Here is a 21,927-nt window from a genome sequence, read left to right on the forward strand (position 1 = left end):
TGCAAATTCATTCGTATCTAGTTTTCAAGGATTAAACCTTGAATAACAGCATAAAGCTGAAACCGTTTGGTGGCGATAGCGGAGGGGTTCCACACGTACCCATCCCGAACACGACCGTTAAGCCCTCCAGCGCCGATGGTACTTGGACCGCAGGGTCCTGGGAGAGTAGGACGTCGCCAAGCACACATAAGAACTACCGTTGAGTTCGATCAACGGTAGTTCTTTTTTGTTTTATGTTTTTATTGTGAGATGTAAAGTGAATAGCGTAAAGATCATAGTTGCTTGTAATTACATGTAGGTAATTCAGCGGGTGCGGTATAGGCAACTATATATGCCAGCATACAGCCTTCATATGCATTCACAGAATAGGTACAGTGATGAGTAGTAATTATAAAGAGAATAGAATGATAGAGTTTCTTCATGTGATTTTAGTTAAAAGAGTGTAACAGTTTTGTTACCGAAGGTTATAGACTTGCAAGTATAATAATAAAGTATAAATAAGCTAAACAATCGTTAGAGTTAAATTTGATAGTGTCTATAGAGCAGAAAACGATACATTCGTGTAATTAACGAAATGAAGTAAGGAGGACATTCATGCGTGGAAAAACATTGCTGCGTGCTCTCATTCTGTTGTGTAGTATAATGATCGTTCTAGTCGGCTGTGGAAACGCGGATCCTTCATGGATTTCTTTTGAAGGAGCGGCGAATGAAAAGAGCTTTCCAGTACCAAAGGAAGGCAATAAGAAGGATCGTCCTGGTAACAATTCAGAAATTAATGTTGTCCGATATTCTCTACCTGGACTCAAGGAAAAGAATGCTTTTCCCGATGTTTATTTAGAAACCATTCTAGAATGGGGATGGCAAGAAGATGAAGACGAACAAGAACAACGTGATGCAGTTCGAGTATTTAAAAAAGATAAAAAAGTGGTACAAATTACAGTAGAAGATGATTATTTTGTGATTATGGTACCCAAACCTACAGATAAATCAATCATAAGAAGCTTAGAAAATAAATAGAAGAAGACCTTTTTTCCAATTGGAAGAAGGTCTTCTTCTATTATAAGATACTATCACTCCAAAGGGACGCTAACTTATTAAGAGGCAAATACGTTTCTAGATTTTTATCATGTGATATTCGAAAGTTCTTATCGGATCATTGTTTATAGTAGGAGATATCTTCTGTGTTAAATTTGATCATGCCGTCTTTTCGCATACTAGATAGTTTTGAAATGGCATATAGTCGGGGTAACATAAACCAAAGATGCCAGATGAGTAGCCCTATAGTAAAAGATAATGGTGACCAAATCATAAGGACTAGAAATAAGCAAAGTCCGATCCATATGGTATATGTATTTATTTTGAGAAATAGTCGATAGGTAATATGTTGATTAGGCATGTAACCTAACCAAGGAAGTTTCATAGAGAATGCCCAGCGTTTACGGTAATGAAAACCTGCAATCAAGAGTGTAGAACTAGATATAACATAATGTATCCATAGTACAAGAGGAGCGGCTAATACGAAATAAAAGATGCTTGTCCAAGAAATTAATATCATCTCCACAATAACTGCGAAACAGGGAAGTATTAAATAGAACATGTTCATTTTTTTGTGAATAGGAACCTTTTTAATAAGTTTGTATTGATAAAAAGTGGCGCTATTATCGATTTTTTCCGTCATATGATATAACTTTCCTCCTTTGAGGGCCTCTATAACATATATCGGTTCTACTAGAGTATTTATAAAGATGTTTAAGGTACAGACACCAAGAAAGATGTGACTGAATACATATATCAAAAGGAACAAAATCCATATGAAAGATCTATGAAAAGGTTTAAAATAGTAGAAACTGTAACATACTGATAGGAAAAAGGACAAGGTGGGATGGATGATGGAAGATCATACGGAACACGTCTGTATTATTTGCGGGCAGGGTAAAGAGGAAGGGATAAGTATTTTATCTCAATTTATCTGCGAGGCTTGCGAATCAGAAATGGTGCAAACAGATGCGGAAGAAGCGAAGTATCATTATTTTATTCATCAAATGAAGCGAATAAGTCTGCAGGTGAATGTGTAGTTCATACTTTTTTTTCTTAAACAAAGGGTAGCTTATATGATAAGCTACCCTTTGTTTATAGTTGTCGTAGTAGAAGAAATGGAAGAGTCTTGTATTAGAAGGTCAGTAACAATCTGTTCTAATGTAACGTTTGCAAGTTCATTCTCCATAGCACGTTGTGCTTGGGTGAACCGTTGGTCCAGAGTATGTTGAATATTCTTGCCTACAAGGCAATTGGGATTAGCTTTGTCATGGATCGAGAATAAATGGTCTTGGTGATCCACTTCGACTGCTAGATACACATCTAATAGGGTAATTTGTGCAATAGGACGGGAAATCATAGCTCCAGCTACACCAGGGGATGTATTGATGATGCCGGCCTTATTTAACATGCCCATAATACGTCGGACTACGACTGAATTTGTATTTACACTACTAGCGATGAATTCAGAGGTTAAGCGTTCGGGTTTAGAAATTTCTAATAAAGATATAATGTGAACAGCGACAGAGAAGCGGCTGCTGATGGCCATAATTCATTCCTCCACAAACAAAATGGGTAACTACAAAACAAAAGTGGTGTGAATATTAGAGAAGCTAAAGATCTATTACAGTATAGCATAGCGGGGTTCATTAGAAATTACTAAGGTAAAGAGCATTTGACATTTCACACACCTGTAACTATAATGGTTACAGGATCTAATATTTTTTTAAAGGAGATGTTTCTATTGAATATTGCAGTTATTGGAGCAAGTGGTCGTATTGGAATTCGTATTGTAAGAGAAGCATCACGTCGGGGTTATAAAGCAACAGCTATTGTACGAGACTCCAAGAAGGTTGAAGATTTGGGTGAATTGGTTGTTATTGAAAAAGATGTTTTTGAATTAACGACTGAGTTAGAATCCTTTGATGTAGTTGTAAGTGCTTATGGTACGAAACCAGGGGAAGAACATCTGCATATTGAGGCAAATAAGAAATTGATTGAGTTAGCGCTACAAGCGCCAAGTACTCGACTATTAGTGGTTGGAGGTGCAGGAAGCCTATATGTCGATGATCAAGGTACACGTGTTTTAGATACACCAGGTTTTCCTGATATTTATTTACCTACGGCAACTAATCAGAGTGAAGCACTTAAGTTATACTTGGCCGAAGAAGATTGTGATTGGACATTTATTAGTCCTCCGGCAGAGATCGAACCTGGTGAAAGAACGGGCTTATATCAAACTGGAAAAGATCATTTACTCGTGAACAAGGAAGGTAGAAGCTACATCAGTATGGAGGATTATGCTGTAGCCGTATTGGATGAAATTGAACAGCCTAAGCACAGCAAAGAACGGTTCACAGTAGCTTCTGTATAACGTAAGTATTATGTTATACGGTCTAAATAACATTTTTAATAGGTGTGTTACGTTGGGTACATCAAGAAATAATCTGACGTTATTCAAATAGATAGTTATAGTTAAAACTGAAATTCCTAGGGTACCTATGTGTACCTTAGGTTTTTTTGTCTTTAACATGGGTATCATGACATTATAGTAATATTGTAGTTACACTTTATTAAATTATGATTACTAAAGTTAGGCGTTACACGTAAATTACGATAAAATAGAAAGAGATAATATATGGGGCAGAATCGTATGATCATACCACCTATATAACGAAGACAAAAAAAATTGGCGTGCGATACACGATCATGAGCGCTCATATAGAATTAGAAGGTGAGAGGTTACGTGTCTAAGAAACGAATAGTTAGTGGGCAAGCCTTAGGTGAACAACTAATGAGTACTTTAACGCAATCAGTAGCGGAAGAGGCCCAGAAGGAGAGTCAAGAACAGGGATACATAAATAAAGATCGAGTACCTTTGTATGAGGCGTTACTTGACTATAGAGAGCAAAGACGGATTTCCTTTCATGTTCCGGGGCATAAGAATGGTCAAGCTTATGGTTCCCAAGGGGGTGCAGGATTGTTATCTGTGATGATGGAGATTGATGTTACTGAGATTTCAGGAACCGATGATCTTCATCATCCCGAAGGAGTGATCCTTGAGGCACAGCAACTTGCGGCTAGTTGTTTCGGAGCAGAAGAGAGTTTCTTTCTTGTTGGAGGTAGCACGGTTGGGAACTTATCCTTGATTCTAACGGTATGTACCACCCCAGGCGATATACTAATTGTTCAGCGTAATGTACATAAATCGGTTTTGCATGGACTCATGTTAGCAGGTGCACAGGCCGTGTTCCTACAGCCACAGATCGATTCTTTTAGTGGACTGTCAACTGCACCTACAGCAGCACAGATTGATGAAGCGCTAGAAGTATATCCTAATGCTAGGGGCGTCCTGGTTACGATGCCGAATTATTATGGTATGGGTACGGATCTTACACCTTTGGCAGAAGCATGTCATAGATATGGTGTACCTTTATTAGTAGATGAGGCACATGGCGCGCATTACGGTCATCATCCTACGCTACCAGCAAGCGCGCTAGCATGTGGGGCAGATGGCGTCGTACAGTCGACGCACAAGATGTTGTCTGCACTTACGATGGGCGCTATGCTACATGTGCAGGGCGCACTTCTCGATCGCGCGCTGCTGCGCCAGCGGCTAGCGATGGTCCAGAGCTCCAGCCCATCGTATCCGATGATGGCTTCGCTCGATTTAGCCCGCCGCCAGTTACACATTGGCGGCGCGGCTACCTTCACGGCGGGACTCGCCGCCGTGGATGCCTTCAAGCGCGGGCTCGCGGAGCTCCCGCGCTTCGGGCTGCTTGCTCCGCCGCAGCCCGAGAGCCCGCCCGCAGGCTTCGCTTCTGCGGGCAACACCACGCAGCCAAGCGCGGCTATGGCTGCTTATACGACGCAGGACCCCTTCAAAGCCGTCATATATGACGTCACAGGGGCCCTGAGCGGATACGAGCTGCAACGCCAGCTTGAAGTGCATGGCTGCATCCCAGAGATGAGCGACGCACAGTACGTCGTCTTACTCTTTAGCTTAGGGTCCACGTTGGAGGATACGAATCACCTAATACGGGCCCTTGCGCATATATCTATTGCAGGGGAAGGTGATGAACGGAGTCCAAGGAATGTTCCAGTTATGAAGAATGCTGTCGAATTTTCCACGTGGAACATTATGAAGGCGTCCGTTTCGACACCCATTCCCTTTAACTTGAAGCCCGTAGCGACCAAGCATGTCGAATCGGTTCCCTTAGAAGAGTGTGCAGGAAGGGTAGCGGCAGAAATGATTATTCCTTATCCACCAGGTATACCATTGTTATATATGGGCGAGAGTATCTCTAAAGATATGCAAAAACATCTTCTTGTTCTGTCCGCAGCGGGCGCGAAGTGTCATGCGGCCGCGGACCCTGAATTACAGAGTATTATGGTCTTTAAGAAGGACAGAAAGCAGGAAAATTTATGAATGCCAAAGGTAATTTCATTACATTCGAGGGCGGAGAAGGATCAGGTAAAACAACCATTATTAGTCGATTAAGCACCTACTTTGACGATCATTCTATTCCCTACATGCTTACCCGGGAACCCGGGGGTATTACCATAGCAGAGAAAATCCGTGAAGTAATCCTGGATACAAGACACACTGAAATGGATGCTAGAACAGAGGCATTATTGTATGCAGCTGCTCGTCGTCAGCATTTAGTAGAGAAGGTGAGACCCGCTCTCGATGCAGGAACCCTAGTTCTTTGCGACCGCTTTGTTGATAGTAGTCTTGCTTACCAAGGATACGCTAGAGGATTAGGGATGGATGAGGTGTGGAGTATTAATCAATTCGCGATTGATTCTCTTATGCCAGATGTAACATTTTATTTAGATATTAAACCTGAGGTAGGATTATCTCGGATAGCAGCTAGTCAGGAACGGGAAGTGAACCGACTAGACATGGAGAACATTGAGTTTCATCATAAGGTTCGTGAAGGTTACCACATTATTGCTGCGGAGTACCCTGAGCGAGTTATTATGATTAATGCAGATCAGAGTCCATCTCAAGTGATGAATGATATTGTTTGTGAGTTGGAAAAGGGTATATTAAAGGATTTTGGCGCCTCCTTGTCAAATAAGAGTAAGTAAGTAATGACATCAATCATGTTTCGCATTCACATCAAATGGTTCAAGGATGAGATAGGGTATTTCAATCGACCTTTTATATCGAGTTGGTTGGTTCACAAATCATCAGTCCATATCAGGACTCAATTAAAAATGAGGGGGAATGCAAGATGAAATTAATCATTGCGATCGTGCAAGATAAAGATAGTAACCGTTTGTCAGGAGAACTTGTAAAAGCTAACTTTCGAGCAACAAAACTTGCGAGTACAGGAGGATTCTTACGCGCAGGGAATACGACATTTATGATTGGTATTGACGATGACCAAGTTGATGCTGTCATGACTGTTATTAATAAGAGCTGTAAGATTCGTGAGCAATTGGTCACGCCTATCACACCAATGAGCGGTACAACAGATTCTTACTTGCCTCTTCCGGTAGAAGTTCAAGTCGGTGGAGCTACCGTATTTGTAATGCCAGTGGAGCGGTTCGAACACTTCTAAACAAGAAAGATTCATTTGTTAGATCCTATTGTAGTTGAAGCTAACAAAGGCGATCGTGAATGGGGAGATATCCTTTGAAAATAAACCCGGGTTATAGACCCATCAAAAGTGAATTGCCAAACGTGGACAGTGGTGCCAAACCCCTTCTGCAAAAATCATTCTCTGATGTGATTCAACAACAGAGTCAGATCGCTTCACAAGAAGAACTAGGCCGACGCCTTAAAGAAATCCAAATGCAGGGAGATCGTCTTGCACGATCTATGACGATTCGTGAATTGAAAGCGTATCGCACGATGATCAAGCGATTCCTCGAAGACACGGTTCGTCGTGGTGTAAGCATGAAGGAAACAAGAGGCTGGGATCGACGAGGGCGTGGCAAACGTTACAAGTTAATTGATGAGTTGGATTCTGCATTGTTAGCCATGGCTGATGAATTATTAGAAAGTGAAGAGGGTAAAATAGACCTTCTGCAACAAATGGGTGAAATTCGAGGTATGCTAATCAACTTAAGTTTTTAAATAGATAGACTGAACTAAAGTTTATACTTACAAGTTCAATCATTTCTAAAGAGAATCATGGGGGTTCGACTTTAGTTCAATCTATATAGATAACATCCTATGAGTAATTTACCCAGGAAAAGGGGATTTATGTCTTTTAATGATATTCTAGGGCAGGATGAAGCCAAAAAAATTCTTCAGAGTGGACTACGCAAAGACAGCGTAAATCATGCATATTTATTTGATGGGCCTTCGGGAAGCGGTCAGATGAAGACGGCACGCACTTTTGCACAAGCACTATTCTGTACTGAAATAAAGGATGATGCTTGTGGTAAATGTTTAGAATGCCGCAAAGTCGAACACGGTAATCATCCTGATTTAATTCTGATCAATCCAGACGGGGCATCCATCAAAATTGACCAGATCCGTGGATTACAGCGGGTCTTTTCCTATCGATCGGAATCGAAGAATCCGAAAGTATACATTATTGATCATGCTGATACGATGACCAATCAAGCATCTAATAGTTTACTTAGATTTCTTGAAGAACCACCAATTCCTGCAGTTGCTATTTTGATTGCAGAGAATGTACAAGCACTTCTCCCTACGATTCAATCAAGATCGCAGCGTGTATCATTTCATCCGTTAAGTCCTACGATGATGCTTCAAGTTCTCATTAATGAGGGGTATCCCTCACCATTAGTTCGTTGCGCGGTCCATTTATCATCTGGATTGGAAGGATGTAGGGAACTACTTGAGCAGAATTGGTTTGCAGAAATTAGAAACGTAGTGTTACAATTAGGGAAGGAGTCTATGGGCAGAGGGAGCACGTCTCTTATTACTGCGGGATCGAAGCTATTCAAAGCGGGACTCTCAGAACACCTAGATATCCTCTTTAACCTGTTTCATTTGTGGTTTAAAGATATGCTGCATGTTCAATACGAAAGGCACGAAAGTATCGTTTTTATAGATCAGCTAGAGTATTTGACTTCACAGGCTCCTTCACGAACGGATGCGCAGTGGATCTCCTATATGGATCTGGCCGCAGAGGCGAAGAAGAAGTTACGTTATAATGTGAATGGACAACTCTGTCTGGAACAATTTTTGATGGGGTTAGAAGATTGAGGATGGATTGACCCCATAGATTTATAGGGAACACGAAGATGTGATGGTAGGGGGTTAGCTTTTGTACAGTGTAGTGGGTGTCCGGTTTAAAAAGGCCGGTAAGATCTATTATTTCGATCCATTGGACTTCCCTATTATGAAGGATCATAGCGTTATTGTTGAAACAGCGCGAGGGATCGAATACGGAAAAGTCGTCGTTGGAAAAAAAGAGGTGCAAGAATCAGACGTGGTCTTACCACTGAAGAAGGTTATTCGTATCGCGAGTGATTCCGACGCTAGTATTGTGGAAGAGAATCAACTGGCAGCAAAAGATGCGTTTGCTACCTGTTTAAATAAAATTCGGGACCACGAACTCAAAATGAAGCTTGTGGACGTAGAATTTACGTTTGACCGAAACAAAATTATTTTTTATTTTACGGCTGAAGGAAGAGTGGATTTCCGAGAACTTGTCAAAGACCTTGCGAGTATCTTTAGAACAAGAATTGAGCTAAGACAGATTGGTGTTCGCGATGAAGCCAAAATGTTGGGTGGAATCGGTCCGTGTGGACGAATCCTGTGTTGCTCATCTTGGCTGGGTGATTTCGAACCGGTATCTATTAAGATGGCGAAGGATCAACGATTATCGTTGAATCCAACCAAAATTTCCGGATTGTGTGGAAGACTCATGTGTTGCCTTAAGTTTGAGCATGATAACTACGAAAGTGTAAGAGAAGAACTGCCTGCCGTTGGCAAAATGGTTGTAACTGCTTTAGGAGATGGCAAAGTCGTAGGAATCAATGCTGGTAGCCGTAGTGTTCACGTACAATTGTTCGAATTGGGCAAAGTTAAGGAACTTCCAATGGATGACGTTGTCATCAAGTAGACCAATGAGGTTACTGTTCGGGGTGGAAACATGGAAAAGAAAAATGTATTTCTACGCATGCAGGAAATGGAAGAACAAATGGAACACATGCACAGTGATTTAGGTGAGTTGAAGTTACTCGTCAAGGAACTTCTTGAAGAGAATAATCGACTTGTTTTGGAGAATGAGCGACTTCGAATTATTTTGAAAAGAGAAGCTCAACTCATGGAAGAAAGAGTCGCATCTTCTATACCACATCATCCTCATGAAGTTCTAGAAGATGTTGTTGGAGAGGGATATGATAACCTTGCAAGGTTATATCATGAAGGCTTCCATATTTGTAATGTCTATTATGGACATTTACGAACCGAAGGTGACTGTCTATTCTGTCTGTCTTTTCTGAATAAATAGCAAAATCAAGCCGTAGGGGAAATTACCTACGGTTTTTTTGAAATATAAGAAAGTATAAGTTTCATTAGGTACGCTACTTCTTATATTTGATTGAATAATAAAACGTGTAAGGATTGGGTAAATGAATATAGATAATATAATGCTTAAAGATTCAGAACGAGTGGATGATTTATTAACGCATAATCTTCGGATCATTCAGAGCGATGAGGTATTTAGTTTTTCCATGGATGCGGTATTATTAGCAAGGTTCGCTAGCATTCCGCCCAAAGGTCGTGTACTGGATTTATGTACAGGCAATGGAGTTGTACCGTTGTTATTAACATCTCGTACGAAGGCTTCTATTGAAGGTATTGAAATTCAACCGAGACTTGCTGATATGGCACGTCGTAGTGTAGCGCTTAATGGGCTAGAGGAGTCCGTTGTTATTCGAGAAGGAGATCTACGTGAGCTTTATAAGGAAACGGGACATGGTATATATGATGCGATTACGGTCAACCCTCCCTATATGCCGATGAATGGCAGTGATATTAAGCTCAATGAGCATCAAGCGATAGCTCGTCATGAAATCCATTGTACGCTTGAGGAGGTACTACAAGCCTGCACACGATTAGTTCGTACCGGTGGGAAAGTAAATATGGTGCATAGACCTCAACGATTAGGTGAGTTAATGACGTTGATGCGTGAGAATCGTCTAGAGCCAAAGCGAATTCGGTTTGTACATTCGCGTGCAGGCTCAGAAGCTAATATGGTATTGATCGAGGCGTTACGTGACGGCAAGCCAGACGTTCGAATTCTACCTCCACTGATTGTATATAATGAGCACAACGAATACTGCCAAGAATTATTAGATATTTACTATGGGTCCAAAAAAAAAAGAAATTAAAAGAGGGTGCAGTATGAGTATTCAGAAGCAAAGTAGTTTTCAAGGGGAAACAACAAGCGGTTCGTTGTATCTTGTGGGTACACCCATAGGAAATTTAGAAGATATCACCTTCCGTGCAGTAAGAACATTGAAAGAATGTGACATTATTGCTGCCGAAGATACACGTCAGACGCGAAAGTTATTAACTCATTTTGAAATAACACCTCAATTGTTATTTAGTTATCACGAGCACAATAAGGTCGCAAGTGGGCCAGAATTAATTCGATATATAATAGAAGGAAAAAATTTAGCACTTGTGAGTGATGCTGGTCTACCAGCCATATCAGATCCTGGATCAGACCTTGTGAAGTTAGCCATAGCCGCAGGAATTTCTGTGATTCCCATCCCAGGTGCTAACGCAGCCCTATCCGCATTAATTGTGTCAGGGTTATCGACTGAACGGTTTACATTTGCGGGGTTCTTGCCTCGTGACCGAAAAGATATTCAGAGTGTTCTATCCTCCTTGCAGTATGCCCAAGGTACCCTATTATTCTATGAGTCACCTCATCGGATTATTAAAACGTTAAGTTACTTGCTAGAAACACTGGGCAATCGTCAAGTTGTACTTGCACGTGAAATAACGAAGAGATATGAAGAAATGGTACGTGGTAACGTTGAAGAATGTTTGACTTGGTTAGCTGAGCATGCACCGATAGGAGAATATGTCGTTGTTGTGGAGGGGGCAAGTAAGGAAGATGAACAGGCGCAGAGGGATGCCTGGTGGCAGGACTTATCTTTAGAAGAGCATGTTACACACTATGAAAAAGAGGGAGAAACACGTAAAGATGCGATGAAAAGAACAGCAACCGATCGTGGCGTCTCGAAAAGAGATATTTATAATTCCTTACTGTAAATGTGTTGTTTATACAATAAGCAAAAAAAATGCCTTCTCAGCTTTTAATAAAGCTGGGAAGACATCAAGGAGATATTAAAAAGGTTTGAATTAATAAATTTATTATTCCTATTATAACCTATTTCAGAATATAAGAAAATATAAGTTTTTCTTAATTAAATAGTTACAGGTGTAGGAATTTCTGAGATACATTCATTACAAACAATTTTACCTTTGAAATAGATAACATTCTCAGCGTTGCCACAGAAGATACAAGCTGGTTCATATTTCTTAAGTATAATGCGTTCGCCATCAACGTAGATTTCTAGAGCATCTTTCTCTCCGATGCCTAGCGTACGACGCAATTCGATTGGAATAACTACCCGTCCTAGTTCATCTACTTTTCTTACGATTCCTGTTGATTTCATCATATTTATTGTTGCTCCTCTCGAATATCCAATTAAAATGCCACGATTCGACATAATTCTTGCTTTAGTGATATTTATAATACCAACCTTTCCCAAATTAGTCAACCCGTAATTCATATAAAAAATAGGTACTATTATGGAAAAGTGTTGTATTATACGACATTACATATAAAATAAGTGATAAGAATAACTAAAATTAATGTCGTTTTATAAATAAATAATACGACTCAATATGACATTTTTCGACATGGTTTATCATATTGTGTAAATGCAATGACAAAGGAGTGTAAATGATATGATGCGCCCTCTTAATGAAGAGAAGGTTTTCAAAGATCCAGTTCATAATTATATCCATGTACAGGATACAACGATTTGGCGATTGATCAATACAGCTGAATTTCAACGGCTACGTCGTATTCGTCAGTTAGGGACATCTTATTTCACTTTTCATGGTGCTGAACATAGTCGGTTCTCACACTCATTAGGGGTCTATGAGATTACAAGGCAGATCATTTCGTTGTTTGAAAGAAACCAGTACGCTGATTGGCCCAAGGAAGAGAAGTTACTGACACTTTGCGCTGCCTTGCTACATGATCTAGGACATGGACCGTTCTCTCATTCTATAGAAGAAGCTTTTGACATGAATCATGAAGAGTGGACTTGCCGAATCATTCTGGGAGACACCGAAATACATAACATTCTATGTGAGGTGGATCCTGAATTACCAGCAAAGGTTGCTTCTGTTATTGCAAAAACTTATGATAAACCCATTGTTGTCAATCTCGTATCTAGCCCACTGGACGCCGATAGGATGGATTACTTACTCCGAGACGCATATTATACGGGTGTAAATTACGGTACCATCGATATCGATCGTATCATTCGGATGTTAAGACCCCATCATGGACGAATTGTGGTGAAAGAATCGGGAATGCATGCTGTTGAAGATTATCTTATGTCAAGATACCAAATGTACTGGCAAGTGTATTTTCATCCTGTGACAAGAAGTTCAGAAATGTTGTTACGACTTATCTTTAAGCGGGCTAAGGAATTGTATTATAGTGGGTTCCAATTCGAGTTCATGATGAAGCCAATCGTCAGTTTATTTGAAGATCACTTAAGCGTTGAGCAGTATTTGAAATTGGACGAGGCTCTGATTCAGACTGCATTTATGCAATGGGTTATGGAGAAGGATCCTTTACTTAGTCAGCTTTGCGAGCGATTCATGCATCGAAGACTGTATAAATATGTAGAGTTAGAACCGCAGAATCTGAATATGATTAATGAAATCCGTGAAGCATTTGTTCAAGCGGGTTTGGATCCAGATTATGATCTGGTTGTTGATTTCCCAAGCGATCTTCCCTACGATATATTTCATCCAGGAGATGAGGTTAGTCAGAAACAAATTTTATTATTAGACCGACAAGACAGATTACAAGAAATATCCGAAGTGTCAGATATTGTACGATCGATAAGTGGTCTACATCGCGGCAAAGTTCACCTATATTTCCCAGAAGAGAAAATTGAGACAGCATTATCGCTGTTTTCTCCTTCTATTACCCAAATTTTCAAGGATTATTGACATAGAATTTGAAGTTGTTACTCACAAGAAGGGGGTTATTTCATGATGTTGTTCGACACACATACGCATCTTGATGCACCGCAATTCGACGAAGACCGTGAAGAGGTTATTGCACGTTGTATTGAAGGTGGAGTAAGTAAAATGGTCAATGTCGGTTTTAATCGGGAGACCATCCCAACGACCATGGCGTTGGCAGAGAAATACGATTTCATCTATGCGGCAGTTGGGTGGCATCCGCAAGATGCGATTACGATGAAAGAGGGAGACCTAGAATGGATCGCATCTTTATGCCAACATGAGAAAGTTGTCGCTATTGGTGAAATTGGGTTGGACTATTATTGGGATACATCTCCTAAAGATATTCAACACAAAGTGTTTCGCCAGCAAATCGGACTTGCCCGTGAGATCAAGATGCCCATCGTGATCCATAATCGAGATGCACACGAAGATGTGGTAAGAATTTTAAGAGAAGAGAAGGCTCATGAGGTTGGTGGTATTATGCACTCTTACTCGGGGAGTTGGGAAACCGCTAAAATGTGTCTTGATATGGGCTTTCATTTGTCTTTCGGAGGTCCGATCACATTCAAAAATGCAAAGCAACCTAAAGAGGTACTTGCTCAGGTGCCAATGGACCGATTATTGATCGAAACAGACTCACCTTATCTTACGCCACATCCATATCGAGGAAAGCGAAATGAGTCTGCTCATGTTAGGTTGGTGGCAGAGGCTGCGGCCCAGATTAAAGGTGTTGATATCGAAGAAATAGCCCGAATAACGACCCGAAATGCACTGGATTTATTTGGTATATTATAAAAATGGGAGTAAATATGGTGTAAAAGCAAGCATGAGCGACCAATATGTGTCTGAGGGTGACCAAAAGCGAGGATATTACAATTTTTTAACCATTTATTCAGAATTTTGTGGTTGATTGGTGCTTTACAACATGCATAGAAACGCGATATCATCTTTTCAGTGATATGAGCTGATCGGATTTTGATAGCTTATTATTTTCTTGAACCAGTCTCGCTGAATCTCCGAACGTTGGAGAACGGGGGAACCAATACGAAATGGAACTGATGAAGTGTTCAGCATATGTCGTATTTGATTTCTTTTATTGGGTCTTTGGGGTGAATTTAAAGGCATCCGCCATGAGCGGTTGACCTAAGATAGGGCGACTCTCTTTCGTCCAAACCCGACAGCTAACCTCGTAAGCGTTATGAAGAGAGGCAACCTCGTGCATGTATTTCCGTTTATTCAGATATCGGGAAGCCACGAAAGAGTTCCTCTAACTCTTTCTTATGGCTTCTTTTGTTTTTGAATAAAGACAATGTTGTCATCATACTCTTGTTTAACAGGGGGGTGACAAACATGACGAGCAGACTGGTACATGATGCAGGATACTCGTGGTTCTAAAGTATCCTGTAAAAAAATTTATAATAGTCACGTCAATCGCAGATCTCATATATGGTTACTTAGACGGCGAGGCTATGAAGGAGGATCGGAAAGTGGGCATTTTGAAACAAGAAACCCATGATTCATCATCATCCAGCATGACTTACGCAACGCGTTGGAAGTATGAAAATTTACGTAATATCTCTGTTGCAGCTATTGTCTTAATAGCGATTACCCTTTTGGTTCTTTTGTTAATCAGTATTCAAGGTCGTAAACAAGTGTATCTGGTCATGGATGGTCAAGTGAAACCTATTGAAACCCATCATGCGATGTTACGGGATATGTTAGATGAACAAGCGATCGTATTGAGACCGGAAGATAAGGTTTCCATGGCATTGAACAGCTCGATTAAAGACGGAGATAAGGTTCTTATAGAGCGTGCAGTTAAGGTTAATGTCGTTGTTGATGGACAATCTAAAACCCGATTTACTACGCAAGGATCGGTTAAGGGTGTTATTCAAGAATTAGGTGTAACGCTTAAGGAACATGATAAAGTGTTTCCTGAATTGACTAGTAAGGTCACAGATCAGTTAGAGATCAAGATTGTGCGGATTAATAAACAGCTTGTAGAGCGTATTGAGAAAGTTCCGTTCCAGGTGATTAAGACTTCAGATTCAACGCTTCTCAAAGGAAATGTTAAAGTGGCACAGAATGGACAGCCTGGTACAATCGTTCATCATATCGAGAAAATATATCAAGACGGTAAGTTTGTATCGATGAAGATGGTTGGCACGGAAGTGCAAAGTAACAGACAGGATAAAGTTGTTCTGGTAGGCACGAAAGTAGAAGCGAAGAAACCAGTTATTTTAGCATCTACATTAGCAAGCAAAAAAGACACGAGCAAGAAGAGTTCTGTTATCAAAGCAAGCCTAAGCAATAACAAGCTCAGTAAGGCTGGCGTGGACTTCACATATAAGAAGGTTCTTAAGAATGTGTCTATGACCGCTTATTCATCGGAAGAAGCAGGAATAGGTACACGGACGGCTTCAGGTACACGCGTAACAGAGGGGCGTACGATTGCGGTTGATCGCAACATTATCCCTATGGGTTGGTGGGTGTACATTGAAGGCATTGGATTCCGCCGTGCAGAAGATACGGGTGGTGCCATCAAGGGTAATAAAATCGATGTATACTATGACTCCTTACAGAATGCTCGTAATTTTGGACGGAAGTCTGGGAGAACAGTATATGTCATCGGACCGACTAAGCCTCAATTGAACTAAATCGGTTTTACAACAGTCTTGTAATGCTATACTATTAGGGTCATATGGAAGTCATGCTGAAGAAGGGGATTTATCCTCTTCTTTTTGCTGTTGTTATAATGGATTTGAAGGGAAGAAATAGTCATGATCAAAGAAATTATTGTCGTGGAAGGACGCGATGATACAACAGCTATTAAGAGAGCTGTAGATGCGGATACAATCGAAACGGGTGGCTCTGCAATTAATGCACGTATCATCCAGCGAATTGCATTAGCACAAGAGCGAAGAGGCGTTATTATATTTACCGATCCAGATCATGCTGGAGAACGAATTCGCAAAATTATTGCTTCGCGTGTTCCAGGGTGTAAGCATGCCTTCATTCCAGAAGCCGATGCGACACGCAAAGGTGATATTGGTGTGGAGAATGCATCGCCGGAATCCATTCGTCACGCATTAGATCGTGTCCATACCTCCTACGAAGGCGTAGAGAGCCTTATCGACATGGAAGACCTTGTAGACGCTGGGCTTATGGTTCACCCTGATGCAGCCGCTCGTCGTATGGCTATGGGTAACATTCTTGGTATTGGGTATTGTAATGGCAAGCAGTTTCTGAAGCGTCTCGCGATATTTCAAATTACGCGTGATGAATTCGTAAGTGCCCTCGCCCAAATTGAAGAGGGAGGATAATAAACAATGAATGATTTAGATAGCATTGCTACACCAAGACGAACGAAGGATATCATTAGACGACATGGGTTCTCTTTTAAGAAGAGCTTGGGTCAGAATTTTCTTATTGATCAGAATATTCTCAATAAAATTGTTGAAGCAGCAGAGTTGGATTCCACCAAAGGGGCTTTGGAGATTGGTCCCGGCATTGGCGCACTGACGGAGAGATTGGCACAGACAGCAGGTAAGGTGACCGCAGTTGAAATTGACAAGCGCCTTATTCCAATTTTGGAAGAAGTATTGGAACCCTATGAGCATGTGCAGGTGGAACAGGCAGACGTACTTGAAGTAGATTTGAAAGCGTTGTTTGAGAGCCATTTTAAAGATGTTTCTAAGGTTAGCGTGGTGGCGAATCTGCCGTATTACGTTACAACACCTATTTTGATGAAACTTCTGGAGGGGAAACTCCCTCTTGAGCATATTGTTGTCATGATTCAAAAGGAAGTTGCTCAGCGTATGGCTGCTTCACCGGGGAGTAAGGAATACGGTAGTCTTAGTATTGCAGTTCAATACTATAGTGAGCCAAAGTTGATCTGTATCGTGCCAAACACAGTATTTATTCCGCAGCCTAATGTGGATTCTGCTGTTATTCGTTTAACGGTTCGTGATAAACCGCCAGTTGATGCTAAGGATGAAGTACATTTCTTTGACGTGGTACACGCCTCATTCGCTCAACGACGTAAAACCATTTCGAATAACCTCAAGAGCCGGTTCTCACCTGCTGAAGGACGTGAGCTTATTGATGCTTTATTGCTACAGGCAGGAATTGAGCCTTCGAGACGTGGAGAAACACTCAGCCTACAAGAATTTGCTACTCTTAGTAATGTGTTGTTAGAAGCGGGTATTGTGTAGATCGTGAATGATAAATATACCAAAATAAGAACCAATCCGGGTTACTGCCCATAACATGGGGTAGGGGTGATGTTCTGATGAATTTGGGTGATTTAGTCGTCCGCCAATCGTATGGCGGTGATATTGCGTTTCGTATTGAAGATATATACCAGGACTCTGCCATCCTTAAGGGAACTGATTTTCGATTGTTGGCGGATTCTCCCCTTAAGGATTTAACGAAGGTACCCTATTCACCGGTGAGCGAAAAGACCCAGAAGGCACAAGTGAAAGCAAATGAATCTCTGTCGTCTCTTCAGCGCCATCGTGAAGAACAATCTGCCCGGAATCAAATGCAAACGGGTGGAGAGTGGGGTGCTGTCAAGGAGCCTGCTTTTTTCGAAGTGCCTGGTAAAGTGCTACATCTTGATGGAGATCCGAATTATCTAAAGAAGAGTCTTCAGGCCTACGAACAGCTTCGTGTGCCTGCGGAGGGTCATTACGTAAGGGAATCTGGCATGGCAGATGCACTTTATCGACTTTTGCCAAAGGTCCAGCCAGATATTCTGGTCATTACAGGTCACGATGGTGTCTTAAAGTTCAGGAGGAACCACGATCTTTATAGCCTGAATAGCTACAAAAATTCACAAAATTTCGTAAGTGCAATTCAAATAGCTCGTCAGTATGAACGCAACTTGGATGCCCTAACCATTGTAGCGGGGGCCTGTCAGTCTCATTTTGAGGCCTTACTCCAAGCAGGAGCTAATTTCGCGAGTTCACCTGCTCGGATTCTCATTCATGCCCTAGATCCAGTATACGTGGCTGCGAAAGCCTCATTCACATCGATCAAAGAAGTCATTAATATGAACGATGTATTAGGAAATACAATTAGTGGTACTGAAGGTGTAGGTGGTATTGAGTCACGTGGGAGTTACCGTATGGGTCTTCCTCGTCTTTATGATCTATCTACACTTAAAGTGACGCCAGCAGCGATTTAGTAACGACTTCCAAACGTTGGAGGTATTTGGTACTAAATCCCTTGTGTCCGTAGGTGCGAGGAATACAGTAGTTGTCAAAAAAAGAAATAAACCCCGAATTTGCTCCTTGAATTTGGGGTTTATTTGTTGAATTTAGGGATTTATTGAAATGGTTTGTAGGCTCAGAAAAAATTCGTTGACAATATAATTTTAGTGCTGATATAATTAATGTTTTGATTTGACAACCACCTAAAAATTTGTTATACTGGACAAGGAAAGAGGTGGTCGTTAGACATGGCTAAAAACGCACTGTTAGAAATCAAGCACAGTCTCGATGCTCATGTAGGTCAAAAAATTATGTTACGTGCCAACGGCGGTCGCAGAAAGACTGTTGAGCGAACTGGTGTTTTGGAAGAAACGTACCCTTCTGTTTTTATTGTGAAACTAGACGAAGAACAACAGACTTTTAAACGTGTTTCATACAGTTACGCAGATATCCTTACTGCTTCGGTGGAAGTTACGATTTGCGAGAACAATAGTGAAATGCAGCTTGAGTATATCAAAGCATAAATCTTAACTATAAAGACTAGACAGTCCTTCTTGGAGGGCTGTCTTTTTGTATATTCTTTTTGCGGGGTGAAATCGGGAACTTGTTAGTGAATGAGATTAAGTGTACTGCGTCATACTAACAGCGACATTCATTTTCACTTATTGATAAGGGGGACTATTCATGAGCCGTAAAAAAGTGATGTCAGAAGAACTTAAGTATGAGCTTGCGAAAGATTTAGGGTTCTACGATACCGTCCAGAAAGAAGGATGGGGAGGCATTCGAGCTAAGGATGCAGGGAATATGGTCAAAAGAGCGATTGAACTTGCGGAGAAGGCAGCAGCCAGAAACCCAGATTAATGATGATATGAAAGCGGAAGGCCATCCCAAGAGGTGGTCTTTCGTTTTTTTTAAAATATAAGTAAGTGTAAAATTTTTCATACTCTATTCCTTATGATTCCATTAAAATGAGTACCATCCTTGCCAAACGACTGTATAGCCATTTCACCTTGATAGATTATTTATTTGCATCTTGGATAATTAAGGGTATGATCATCATAATCTTAAATGACTTGAATGAGACAGTTTGGTATAATGTGTGAAGTTATAATGAGCGAAAAGTTAAGGGTGGGTGAACGCCTTGAAAATTTATGAAAAAGCACCAGCCAAGATCAACTTAATGCTGGATGTATTACATAAGCGGCCTGATGGTTTTCATGAGGTGGAAATGGTAATGACAATGGTCGATTTAGCAGATCGATTAGAAATGGTGGAGTTACCAAGAGATACGATCATTATCTCTAGCCAAGCAGGTTATATTCCGCTTGATGAGAAGAATTTGGCTTTCCAAGCTGCAAGATTAATTAAGGATCGATATGACGTCAAGAAGGGTGTTCATATTCATCTGGACAAAAAAATTCCCGTTGCTGCAGGACTTGCAGGTGGTAGTAGTGACGCGGCTGCGACACTAAGAGGTCTGAATCGTCTATGGGAGCTTCATATACCAACGCAAGAGTTACAGCAATTAGGGGCAGAGCTTGGCTCAGACGTGCCTTTCTGTGTGACTGGAGGGACGGCGCTTGCAACAGGTAGGGGAGAATTGTTAACACCAATTGAGAATCCTCCCCAGTGTTGGGTTGTACTGGCCAAACCACCGATCAATGTGTCAACGGCAGAAGTATATACACGGTTGAAAAGTCATCAGATTACCAACCATCCATCGGCATCAGGTATGATTGCTGCCATCCAAGCCGGAAACTTCCACGAGGTATGCGGGCAAATGGGTAATGTACTTGAAGATGTTACGCTCAAGCTACATCCAGAAGTTCAACACTTAAAAGAAGCCATGATGAGGTTGGGTGCTGATGGAACGTTGATGTCAGGCAGCGGTCCAACGGTGTTCGGCTTAGTATCCAAGGAATCGAAGGTTCCTAGGATTTATAACGGACTACGAGGGTTTTGTCGTGAAGTTTATGCTGTACGTTTATTGACTTAGGAGTATAGACACTTGTGAAAAGGCGTATAATGATGATATATTTTATATAAAATATTCGGATTTAGCGAGGAGCATTTCGTGAAAAAATTAAAACGAAGCGCACGTTTAGTAGAGTTAACACAATATCTGCTGAACAGACCACATACATTGATACCCCTTACGACATTTGCTGACCGCTATGGTGCGGCAAAATCGTCAATTAGTGAAGACTTAGCCATTATTAAAGAAGTGTTTGAAGATGAAGGTATGGGAGATCTACAAACATTTGCAGGAGCAACGGGTGGCGTAAGATTTATTCCTAAGATGACGAAGAAGCAAGCCCTGCTCTTTGCAGAGGACTTGTGTGCACAGTTGGAACAAAGAGATCGGATTTTACCAGGTGGATATTTATATATGTCCGATTTACTGGGAGAGCCATCACTTATGAACGAAGCAGGTAAAATTTTCGCCACAGCATTCGCAGAAAAAGAAATTGATTGTGTGATGACCGTTGAAACCAAAGGTATTCCATTAGCCTATGCGACAGGTGCACAACTTAATCTACCTGTTGTCCTCGTACGCCGTGACCATCAGGTGACGGAAGGATCTGCGGTAAGTATTAATTACGTCTCAGGCTCTCACAAGAGTATTCACACCATGTCTTTGTCTCGTCGAGCTTTAAAGGAAAAGTCCAGAGTGCTTATTGTGGATGATTTCATGAAAGCAGGAGGCACGATTCAAGGCATGGTCGACTTACTGGCTGAGTTTAATGCCGAAGTCGCTGGCGTTGGTGTATTGGTGGAATCTGGGGCTGTAGAGACGGAAGAGCGTTTGCTCCATGATTATGTATCGCTTGCAAAGTTGACAGCCGTTGATTTCAAGAGTAAACAGATTCTTGTGAGTCCGGGTAATTATTTCGAATCTTAGATTGCTTTCTGACCTCGAAATACTTGTCGATTTAAATGTGTGAAATAGGTAGGTTATCAACGAATAAGCAAGAAGATTGTCGAATAATATTTTTATTTAATAAATTCCTGTTTTTAGGATATTTTATTGAATTAAAAAAAAGGATTTACGTGTGTTGTGTGGAATTATACACCAAGTCTCTGATGGAAAAAGGTGGTGAACACACACATGCAAATTACGGATGTCAGACTTCGTCGGGTAAATTCTGAAGGAAGAATGAAAGCTATCGCATCCATTACCATTGATAACGAATTTGTTGTTCATGACATTCGGGTTATTGATGGAAACAACGGAATGTTTGTTGCTATGCCTAGCAAACGAACTCCTGATGGAGAATTCCGCGATATTGCTCACCCAATCTCTTCCGGTACTCGGGAGAAGATTCAATCTGCTGTATTAGCAGAGTACGAAAGTGCAGCTAATGAAGAAGAAGAAGTGATTGAAGAAGGCGCTTAAGTTCGCCTAATAGGGTTTGAAGAAAAGGGAGCCAGTACATGGCTCTCTTTTCTTTT

Annotated in this window: 26 protein-coding genes, 1 rRNA gene and 1 riboswitch; of the genes, 24 read left to right on the forward strand and 3 right to left on the reverse strand. The window is 41.1% G+C overall.

All coding sequences use genetic code 11. The features are described 5' to 3' along the window. Window positions 1-65: 65 nt before the first annotated feature. Window positions 66-182: ribosomal RNA gene (gene rrf / locus PBAT_RS18115) — 5S ribosomal RNA — on the forward strand. A 412-nt stretch (window positions 183-594) separates the two neighbouring features. After that, a complete protein-coding gene (locus tag PBAT_RS18120; protein ID WP_068651569.1) occupies window positions 595-1,017 on the forward strand; it encodes a hypothetical protein in 423 nt (140 codons plus the stop codon). Window positions 1,018-1,153: 136 nt separating this feature from the next. Here the strand turns inward: PBAT_RS18120 and PBAT_RS18125 are convergent, their stop codons facing one another. Next, the gene (locus PBAT_RS18125) at window positions 1,154-1,678 is read right to left on the reverse strand and encodes a hypothetical protein (RefSeq protein WP_068651571.1); all 525 of its coding nucleotides are present in this window, start codon (window positions 1,676-1,678) and stop codon (window positions 1,154-1,156) included. Window positions 1,679-1,889: 211 nt separating this feature from the next. On the opposite strand from PBAT_RS18125, the gene PBAT_RS18130 reads away from it, so the two are divergent. Beyond that, window positions 1,890-2,075 (forward strand): sigma factor G inhibitor Gin, encoded by a 186-nt coding sequence (locus PBAT_RS18130; RefSeq protein WP_068597892.1) that lies wholly within the window; start codon window positions 1,890-1,892, stop codon window positions 2,073-2,075. Window positions 2,076-2,119: 44 nt separating this feature from the next. Here PBAT_RS18130 and PBAT_RS18135 read toward each other — a convergent pair whose 3' ends face one another. Continuing rightward, on the reverse strand, window positions 2,120-2,584 hold the full coding sequence (locus tag PBAT_RS18135; RefSeq protein ID WP_068651573.1) for an Rrf2 family transcriptional regulator: 465 nt from the start codon (window positions 2,582-2,584) through the stop codon (window positions 2,120-2,122). Between the two features lie 195 nt (window positions 2,585-2,779). Between PBAT_RS18135 and PBAT_RS18140 the strand changes: the two genes are divergently transcribed. The 10 genes from PBAT_RS18140 (at window position 2,780) to rsmI (ending at window position 11,254) form a co-directional block, all read left to right on the forward strand. After that, window positions 2,780-3,409: an NAD(P)-dependent oxidoreductase gene (locus tag PBAT_RS18140; RefSeq protein WP_068651575.1), complete on the forward strand. Its 630-nt coding sequence runs from the start codon at window positions 2,780-2,782 to the stop codon at window positions 3,407-3,409. Between the two features lie 372 nt (window positions 3,410-3,781). Continuing rightward, entirely contained in the window at window positions 3,782-5,464 is a 1,683-nt protein-coding gene (locus PBAT_RS18145) for an aminotransferase class I/II-fold pyridoxal phosphate-dependent enzyme (protein WP_246168324.1), read from the forward strand. Further along, the gene (tmk, locus tag PBAT_RS18150; RefSeq protein WP_068648124.1) at window positions 5,461-6,129 is read left to right on the forward strand and encodes a dTMP kinase; all 669 of its coding nucleotides are present in this window, start codon (window positions 5,461-5,463) and stop codon (window positions 6,127-6,129) included. Before PBAT_RS18145 ends, tmk begins: the two co-directional genes overlap by 4 nt. A gap of 146 nt (window positions 6,130-6,275) precedes the next feature. Continuing rightward, entirely contained in the window at window positions 6,276-6,605 is a 330-nt protein-coding gene (locus PBAT_RS18155; RefSeq protein ID WP_068648122.1) for a cyclic-di-AMP receptor, read from the forward strand. A 74-nt stretch (window positions 6,606-6,679) separates the two neighbouring features. Further along, a complete protein-coding gene (locus tag PBAT_RS18160) occupies window positions 6,680-7,123 on the forward strand; it encodes a YaaR family protein (protein WP_068592380.1) in 444 nt (147 codons plus the stop codon). Between the two features lie 129 nt (window positions 7,124-7,252). Then, window positions 7,253-8,227 carry a DNA polymerase III subunit delta' gene (gene holB, locus PBAT_RS18165; RefSeq protein ID WP_068651577.1) on the forward strand — a complete coding sequence of 325 codons (975 nt, stop codon included), beginning with the start codon at window positions 7,253-7,255 and terminating at the stop codon, window positions 8,225-8,227. 61 nt (window positions 8,228-8,288) lie between these two features. Continuing rightward, complete coding sequence (locus tag PBAT_RS18170) at window positions 8,289-9,089, forward strand: PSP1 domain-containing protein (protein WP_068597897.1); 801 nt, start codon at window positions 8,289-8,291, stop codon at window positions 9,087-9,089. A gap of 30 nt (window positions 9,090-9,119) precedes the next feature. Then, window positions 9,120-9,479, forward strand: coding sequence for a DNA replication initiation control protein YabA (gene yabA, locus PBAT_RS18175; protein ID WP_068651579.1), 360 nt, complete (start codon window positions 9,120-9,122; stop codon window positions 9,477-9,479). Between the two features lie 121 nt (window positions 9,480-9,600). Beyond that, window positions 9,601-10,362, forward strand: a complete 762-nt coding sequence (locus PBAT_RS18180; RefSeq protein WP_149466264.1) for a tRNA1(Val) (adenine(37)-N6)-methyltransferase — start codon at window positions 9,601-9,603, stop codon at window positions 10,360-10,362. 13 nt (window positions 10,363-10,375) lie between these two features. Further along, on the forward strand, window positions 10,376-11,254 hold the full coding sequence (rsmI, locus tag PBAT_RS18185; RefSeq protein WP_068651581.1) for a 16S rRNA (cytidine(1402)-2'-O)-methyltransferase: 879 nt from the start codon (window positions 10,376-10,378) through the stop codon (window positions 11,252-11,254). A 155-nt stretch (window positions 11,255-11,409) separates the two neighbouring features. Here the strand turns inward: rsmI and PBAT_RS18190 are convergent, their stop codons facing one another. Beyond that, window positions 11,410-11,664 (reverse strand): AbrB/MazE/SpoVT family DNA-binding domain-containing protein, encoded by a 255-nt coding sequence (locus PBAT_RS18190; protein WP_068592370.1) that lies wholly within the window; start codon window positions 11,662-11,664, stop codon window positions 11,410-11,412. 292 nt (window positions 11,665-11,956) lie between these two features. On the opposite strand from PBAT_RS18190, the gene PBAT_RS18195 reads away from it, so the two are divergent. The 11 genes from PBAT_RS18195 (at window position 11,957) to spoVG (ending at window position 21,871) form a co-directional block, all read left to right on the forward strand. Then, the gene (locus tag PBAT_RS18195; protein WP_068651583.1) at window positions 11,957-13,243 is read left to right on the forward strand and encodes an HD domain-containing protein; all 1,287 of its coding nucleotides are present in this window, start codon (window positions 11,957-11,959) and stop codon (window positions 13,241-13,243) included. A gap of 42 nt (window positions 13,244-13,285) precedes the next feature. Further along, window positions 13,286-14,056 carry a TatD family hydrolase gene (locus tag PBAT_RS18200; RefSeq protein ID WP_188016986.1) on the forward strand — a complete coding sequence of 257 codons (771 nt, stop codon included), beginning with the start codon at window positions 13,286-13,288 and terminating at the stop codon, window positions 14,054-14,056. Window positions 14,057-14,257: 201 nt separating this feature from the next. Continuing rightward, window positions 14,258-14,472: riboswitch (cyclic di-AMP (ydaO/yuaA leader) on the forward strand. Window positions 14,473-14,748: 276 nt separating this feature from the next. After that, window positions 14,749-15,918 (forward strand): 3D domain-containing protein, encoded by a 1,170-nt coding sequence (locus PBAT_RS18205; RefSeq protein ID WP_068651585.1) that lies wholly within the window; start codon window positions 14,749-14,751, stop codon window positions 15,916-15,918. Between the two features lie 123 nt (window positions 15,919-16,041). Next, complete coding sequence (rnmV, locus tag PBAT_RS18210) at window positions 16,042-16,584, forward strand: ribonuclease M5 (protein WP_068651587.1); 543 nt, start codon at window positions 16,042-16,044, stop codon at window positions 16,582-16,584. Between the two features lie 6 nt (window positions 16,585-16,590). Further along, on the forward strand, window positions 16,591-17,475 hold the full coding sequence (rsmA, locus tag PBAT_RS18215; RefSeq protein WP_068651589.1) for a 16S rRNA (adenine(1518)-N(6)/adenine(1519)-N(6))-dimethyltransferase RsmA: 885 nt from the start codon (window positions 16,591-16,593) through the stop codon (window positions 17,473-17,475). 77 nt (window positions 17,476-17,552) lie between these two features. Further along, the gene (gene yabG, locus PBAT_RS18220) at window positions 17,553-18,449 is read left to right on the forward strand and encodes a sporulation peptidase YabG (RefSeq protein ID WP_068651591.1); all 897 of its coding nucleotides are present in this window, start codon (window positions 17,553-17,555) and stop codon (window positions 18,447-18,449) included. A gap of 273 nt (window positions 18,450-18,722) precedes the next feature. Then, window positions 18,723-18,998, forward strand: a complete 276-nt coding sequence (veg, locus tag PBAT_RS18225) for a biofilm formation stimulator Veg (protein WP_068651593.1) — start codon at window positions 18,723-18,725, stop codon at window positions 18,996-18,998. Between the two features lie 160 nt (window positions 18,999-19,158). After that, window positions 19,159-19,335 carry a small, acid-soluble spore protein, alpha/beta type gene (locus PBAT_RS18230; RefSeq protein WP_068651595.1) on the forward strand — a complete coding sequence of 59 codons (177 nt, stop codon included), beginning with the start codon at window positions 19,159-19,161 and terminating at the stop codon, window positions 19,333-19,335. A gap of 280 nt (window positions 19,336-19,615) precedes the next feature. After that, window positions 19,616-20,470 carry a 4-(cytidine 5'-diphospho)-2-C-methyl-D-erythritol kinase gene (gene ispE, locus PBAT_RS18235; RefSeq protein WP_068651597.1) on the forward strand — a complete coding sequence of 285 codons (855 nt, stop codon included), beginning with the start codon at window positions 19,616-19,618 and terminating at the stop codon, window positions 20,468-20,470. Between the two features lie 78 nt (window positions 20,471-20,548). Then, on the forward strand, window positions 20,549-21,376 hold the full coding sequence (gene purR / locus PBAT_RS18240) for a pur operon repressor (RefSeq protein WP_068651599.1): 828 nt from the start codon (window positions 20,549-20,551) through the stop codon (window positions 21,374-21,376). Window positions 21,377-21,583: 207 nt separating this feature from the next. Then, window positions 21,584-21,871, forward strand: coding sequence for a septation regulator SpoVG (spoVG, locus tag PBAT_RS18245; RefSeq protein WP_068592345.1), 288 nt, complete (start codon window positions 21,584-21,586; stop codon window positions 21,869-21,871). Window positions 21,872-21,927: the final 56 nt, after the last annotated feature.

This window comes from Paenibacillus antarcticus (assembly GCF_001637225.1).
Lineage (GTDB): Bacteria > Bacillota > Bacilli > Paenibacillales > Paenibacillaceae > Paenibacillus_AQ > Paenibacillus_AQ antarcticus.

What these genes read in the sequence shown, in the direction of transcription:
- PBAT_RS18120 (WP_068651569.1), top strand. Translation starts at nt 595, where the DNA reads ATGCGTGGAAAAACATTGCTGCGTGCTCTCATTCTGTTGTGTAGTATA.
- PBAT_RS18125 (WP_068651571.1), bottom strand. Translation starts at nt 1,678, where the DNA reads ATGACGGAAAAAATCGATAATAGCGCCACTTTTTATCAATACAAACTT.
- PBAT_RS18130 (WP_068597892.1), top strand. Translation starts at nt 1,890, where the DNA reads ATGGAAGATCATACGGAACACGTCTGTATTATTTGCGGGCAGGGTAAA.
- PBAT_RS18135 (WP_068651573.1), bottom strand. Translation starts at nt 2,584, where the DNA reads ATGGCCATCAGCAGCCGCTTCTCTGTCGCTGTTCACATTATATCTTTA.
- tmk (WP_068648124.1), top strand. Translation starts at nt 5,461, where the DNA reads ATGAATGCCAAAGGTAATTTCATTACATTCGAGGGCGGAGAAGGATCA.
- PBAT_RS18155 (WP_068648122.1), top strand. Translation starts at nt 6,276, where the DNA reads ATGAAATTAATCATTGCGATCGTGCAAGATAAAGATAGTAACCGTTTG.
- holB (WP_068651577.1), top strand. Translation starts at nt 7,253, where the DNA reads ATGTCTTTTAATGATATTCTAGGGCAGGATGAAGCCAAAAAAATTCTT.
- yabA (WP_068651579.1), top strand. Translation starts at nt 9,120, where the DNA reads ATGGAAAAGAAAAATGTATTTCTACGCATGCAGGAAATGGAAGAACAA.
- PBAT_RS18180 (WP_149466264.1), top strand. Translation starts at nt 9,601, where the DNA reads ATGAATATAGATAATATAATGCTTAAAGATTCAGAACGAGTGGATGAT.
- rsmI (WP_068651581.1), top strand. Translation starts at nt 10,376, where the DNA reads ATGAGTATTCAGAAGCAAAGTAGTTTTCAAGGGGAAACAACAAGCGGT.
- PBAT_RS18190 (WP_068592370.1), bottom strand. Translation starts at nt 11,664, where the DNA reads ATGATGAAATCAACAGGAATCGTAAGAAAAGTAGATGAACTAGGACGG.
- PBAT_RS18195 (WP_068651583.1), top strand. Translation starts at nt 11,957, where the DNA reads ATGATGCGCCCTCTTAATGAAGAGAAGGTTTTCAAAGATCCAGTTCAT.
- PBAT_RS18200 (WP_188016986.1), top strand. Translation starts at nt 13,286, where the DNA reads ATGATGTTGTTCGACACACATACGCATCTTGATGCACCGCAATTCGAC.
- rnmV (WP_068651587.1), top strand. Translation starts at nt 16,042, where the DNA reads ATGATCAAAGAAATTATTGTCGTGGAAGGACGCGATGATACAACAGCT.
- rsmA (WP_068651589.1), top strand. Translation starts at nt 16,591, where the DNA reads ATGAATGATTTAGATAGCATTGCTACACCAAGACGAACGAAGGATATC.
- yabG (WP_068651591.1), top strand. Translation starts at nt 17,553, where the DNA reads ATGAATTTGGGTGATTTAGTCGTCCGCCAATCGTATGGCGGTGATATT.
- veg (WP_068651593.1), top strand. Translation starts at nt 18,723, where the DNA reads ATGGCTAAAAACGCACTGTTAGAAATCAAGCACAGTCTCGATGCTCAT.
- PBAT_RS18230 (WP_068651595.1), top strand. Translation starts at nt 19,159, where the DNA reads ATGAGCCGTAAAAAAGTGATGTCAGAAGAACTTAAGTATGAGCTTGCG.
- spoVG (WP_068592345.1), top strand. Translation starts at nt 21,584, where the DNA reads ATGCAAATTACGGATGTCAGACTTCGTCGGGTAAATTCTGAAGGAAGA.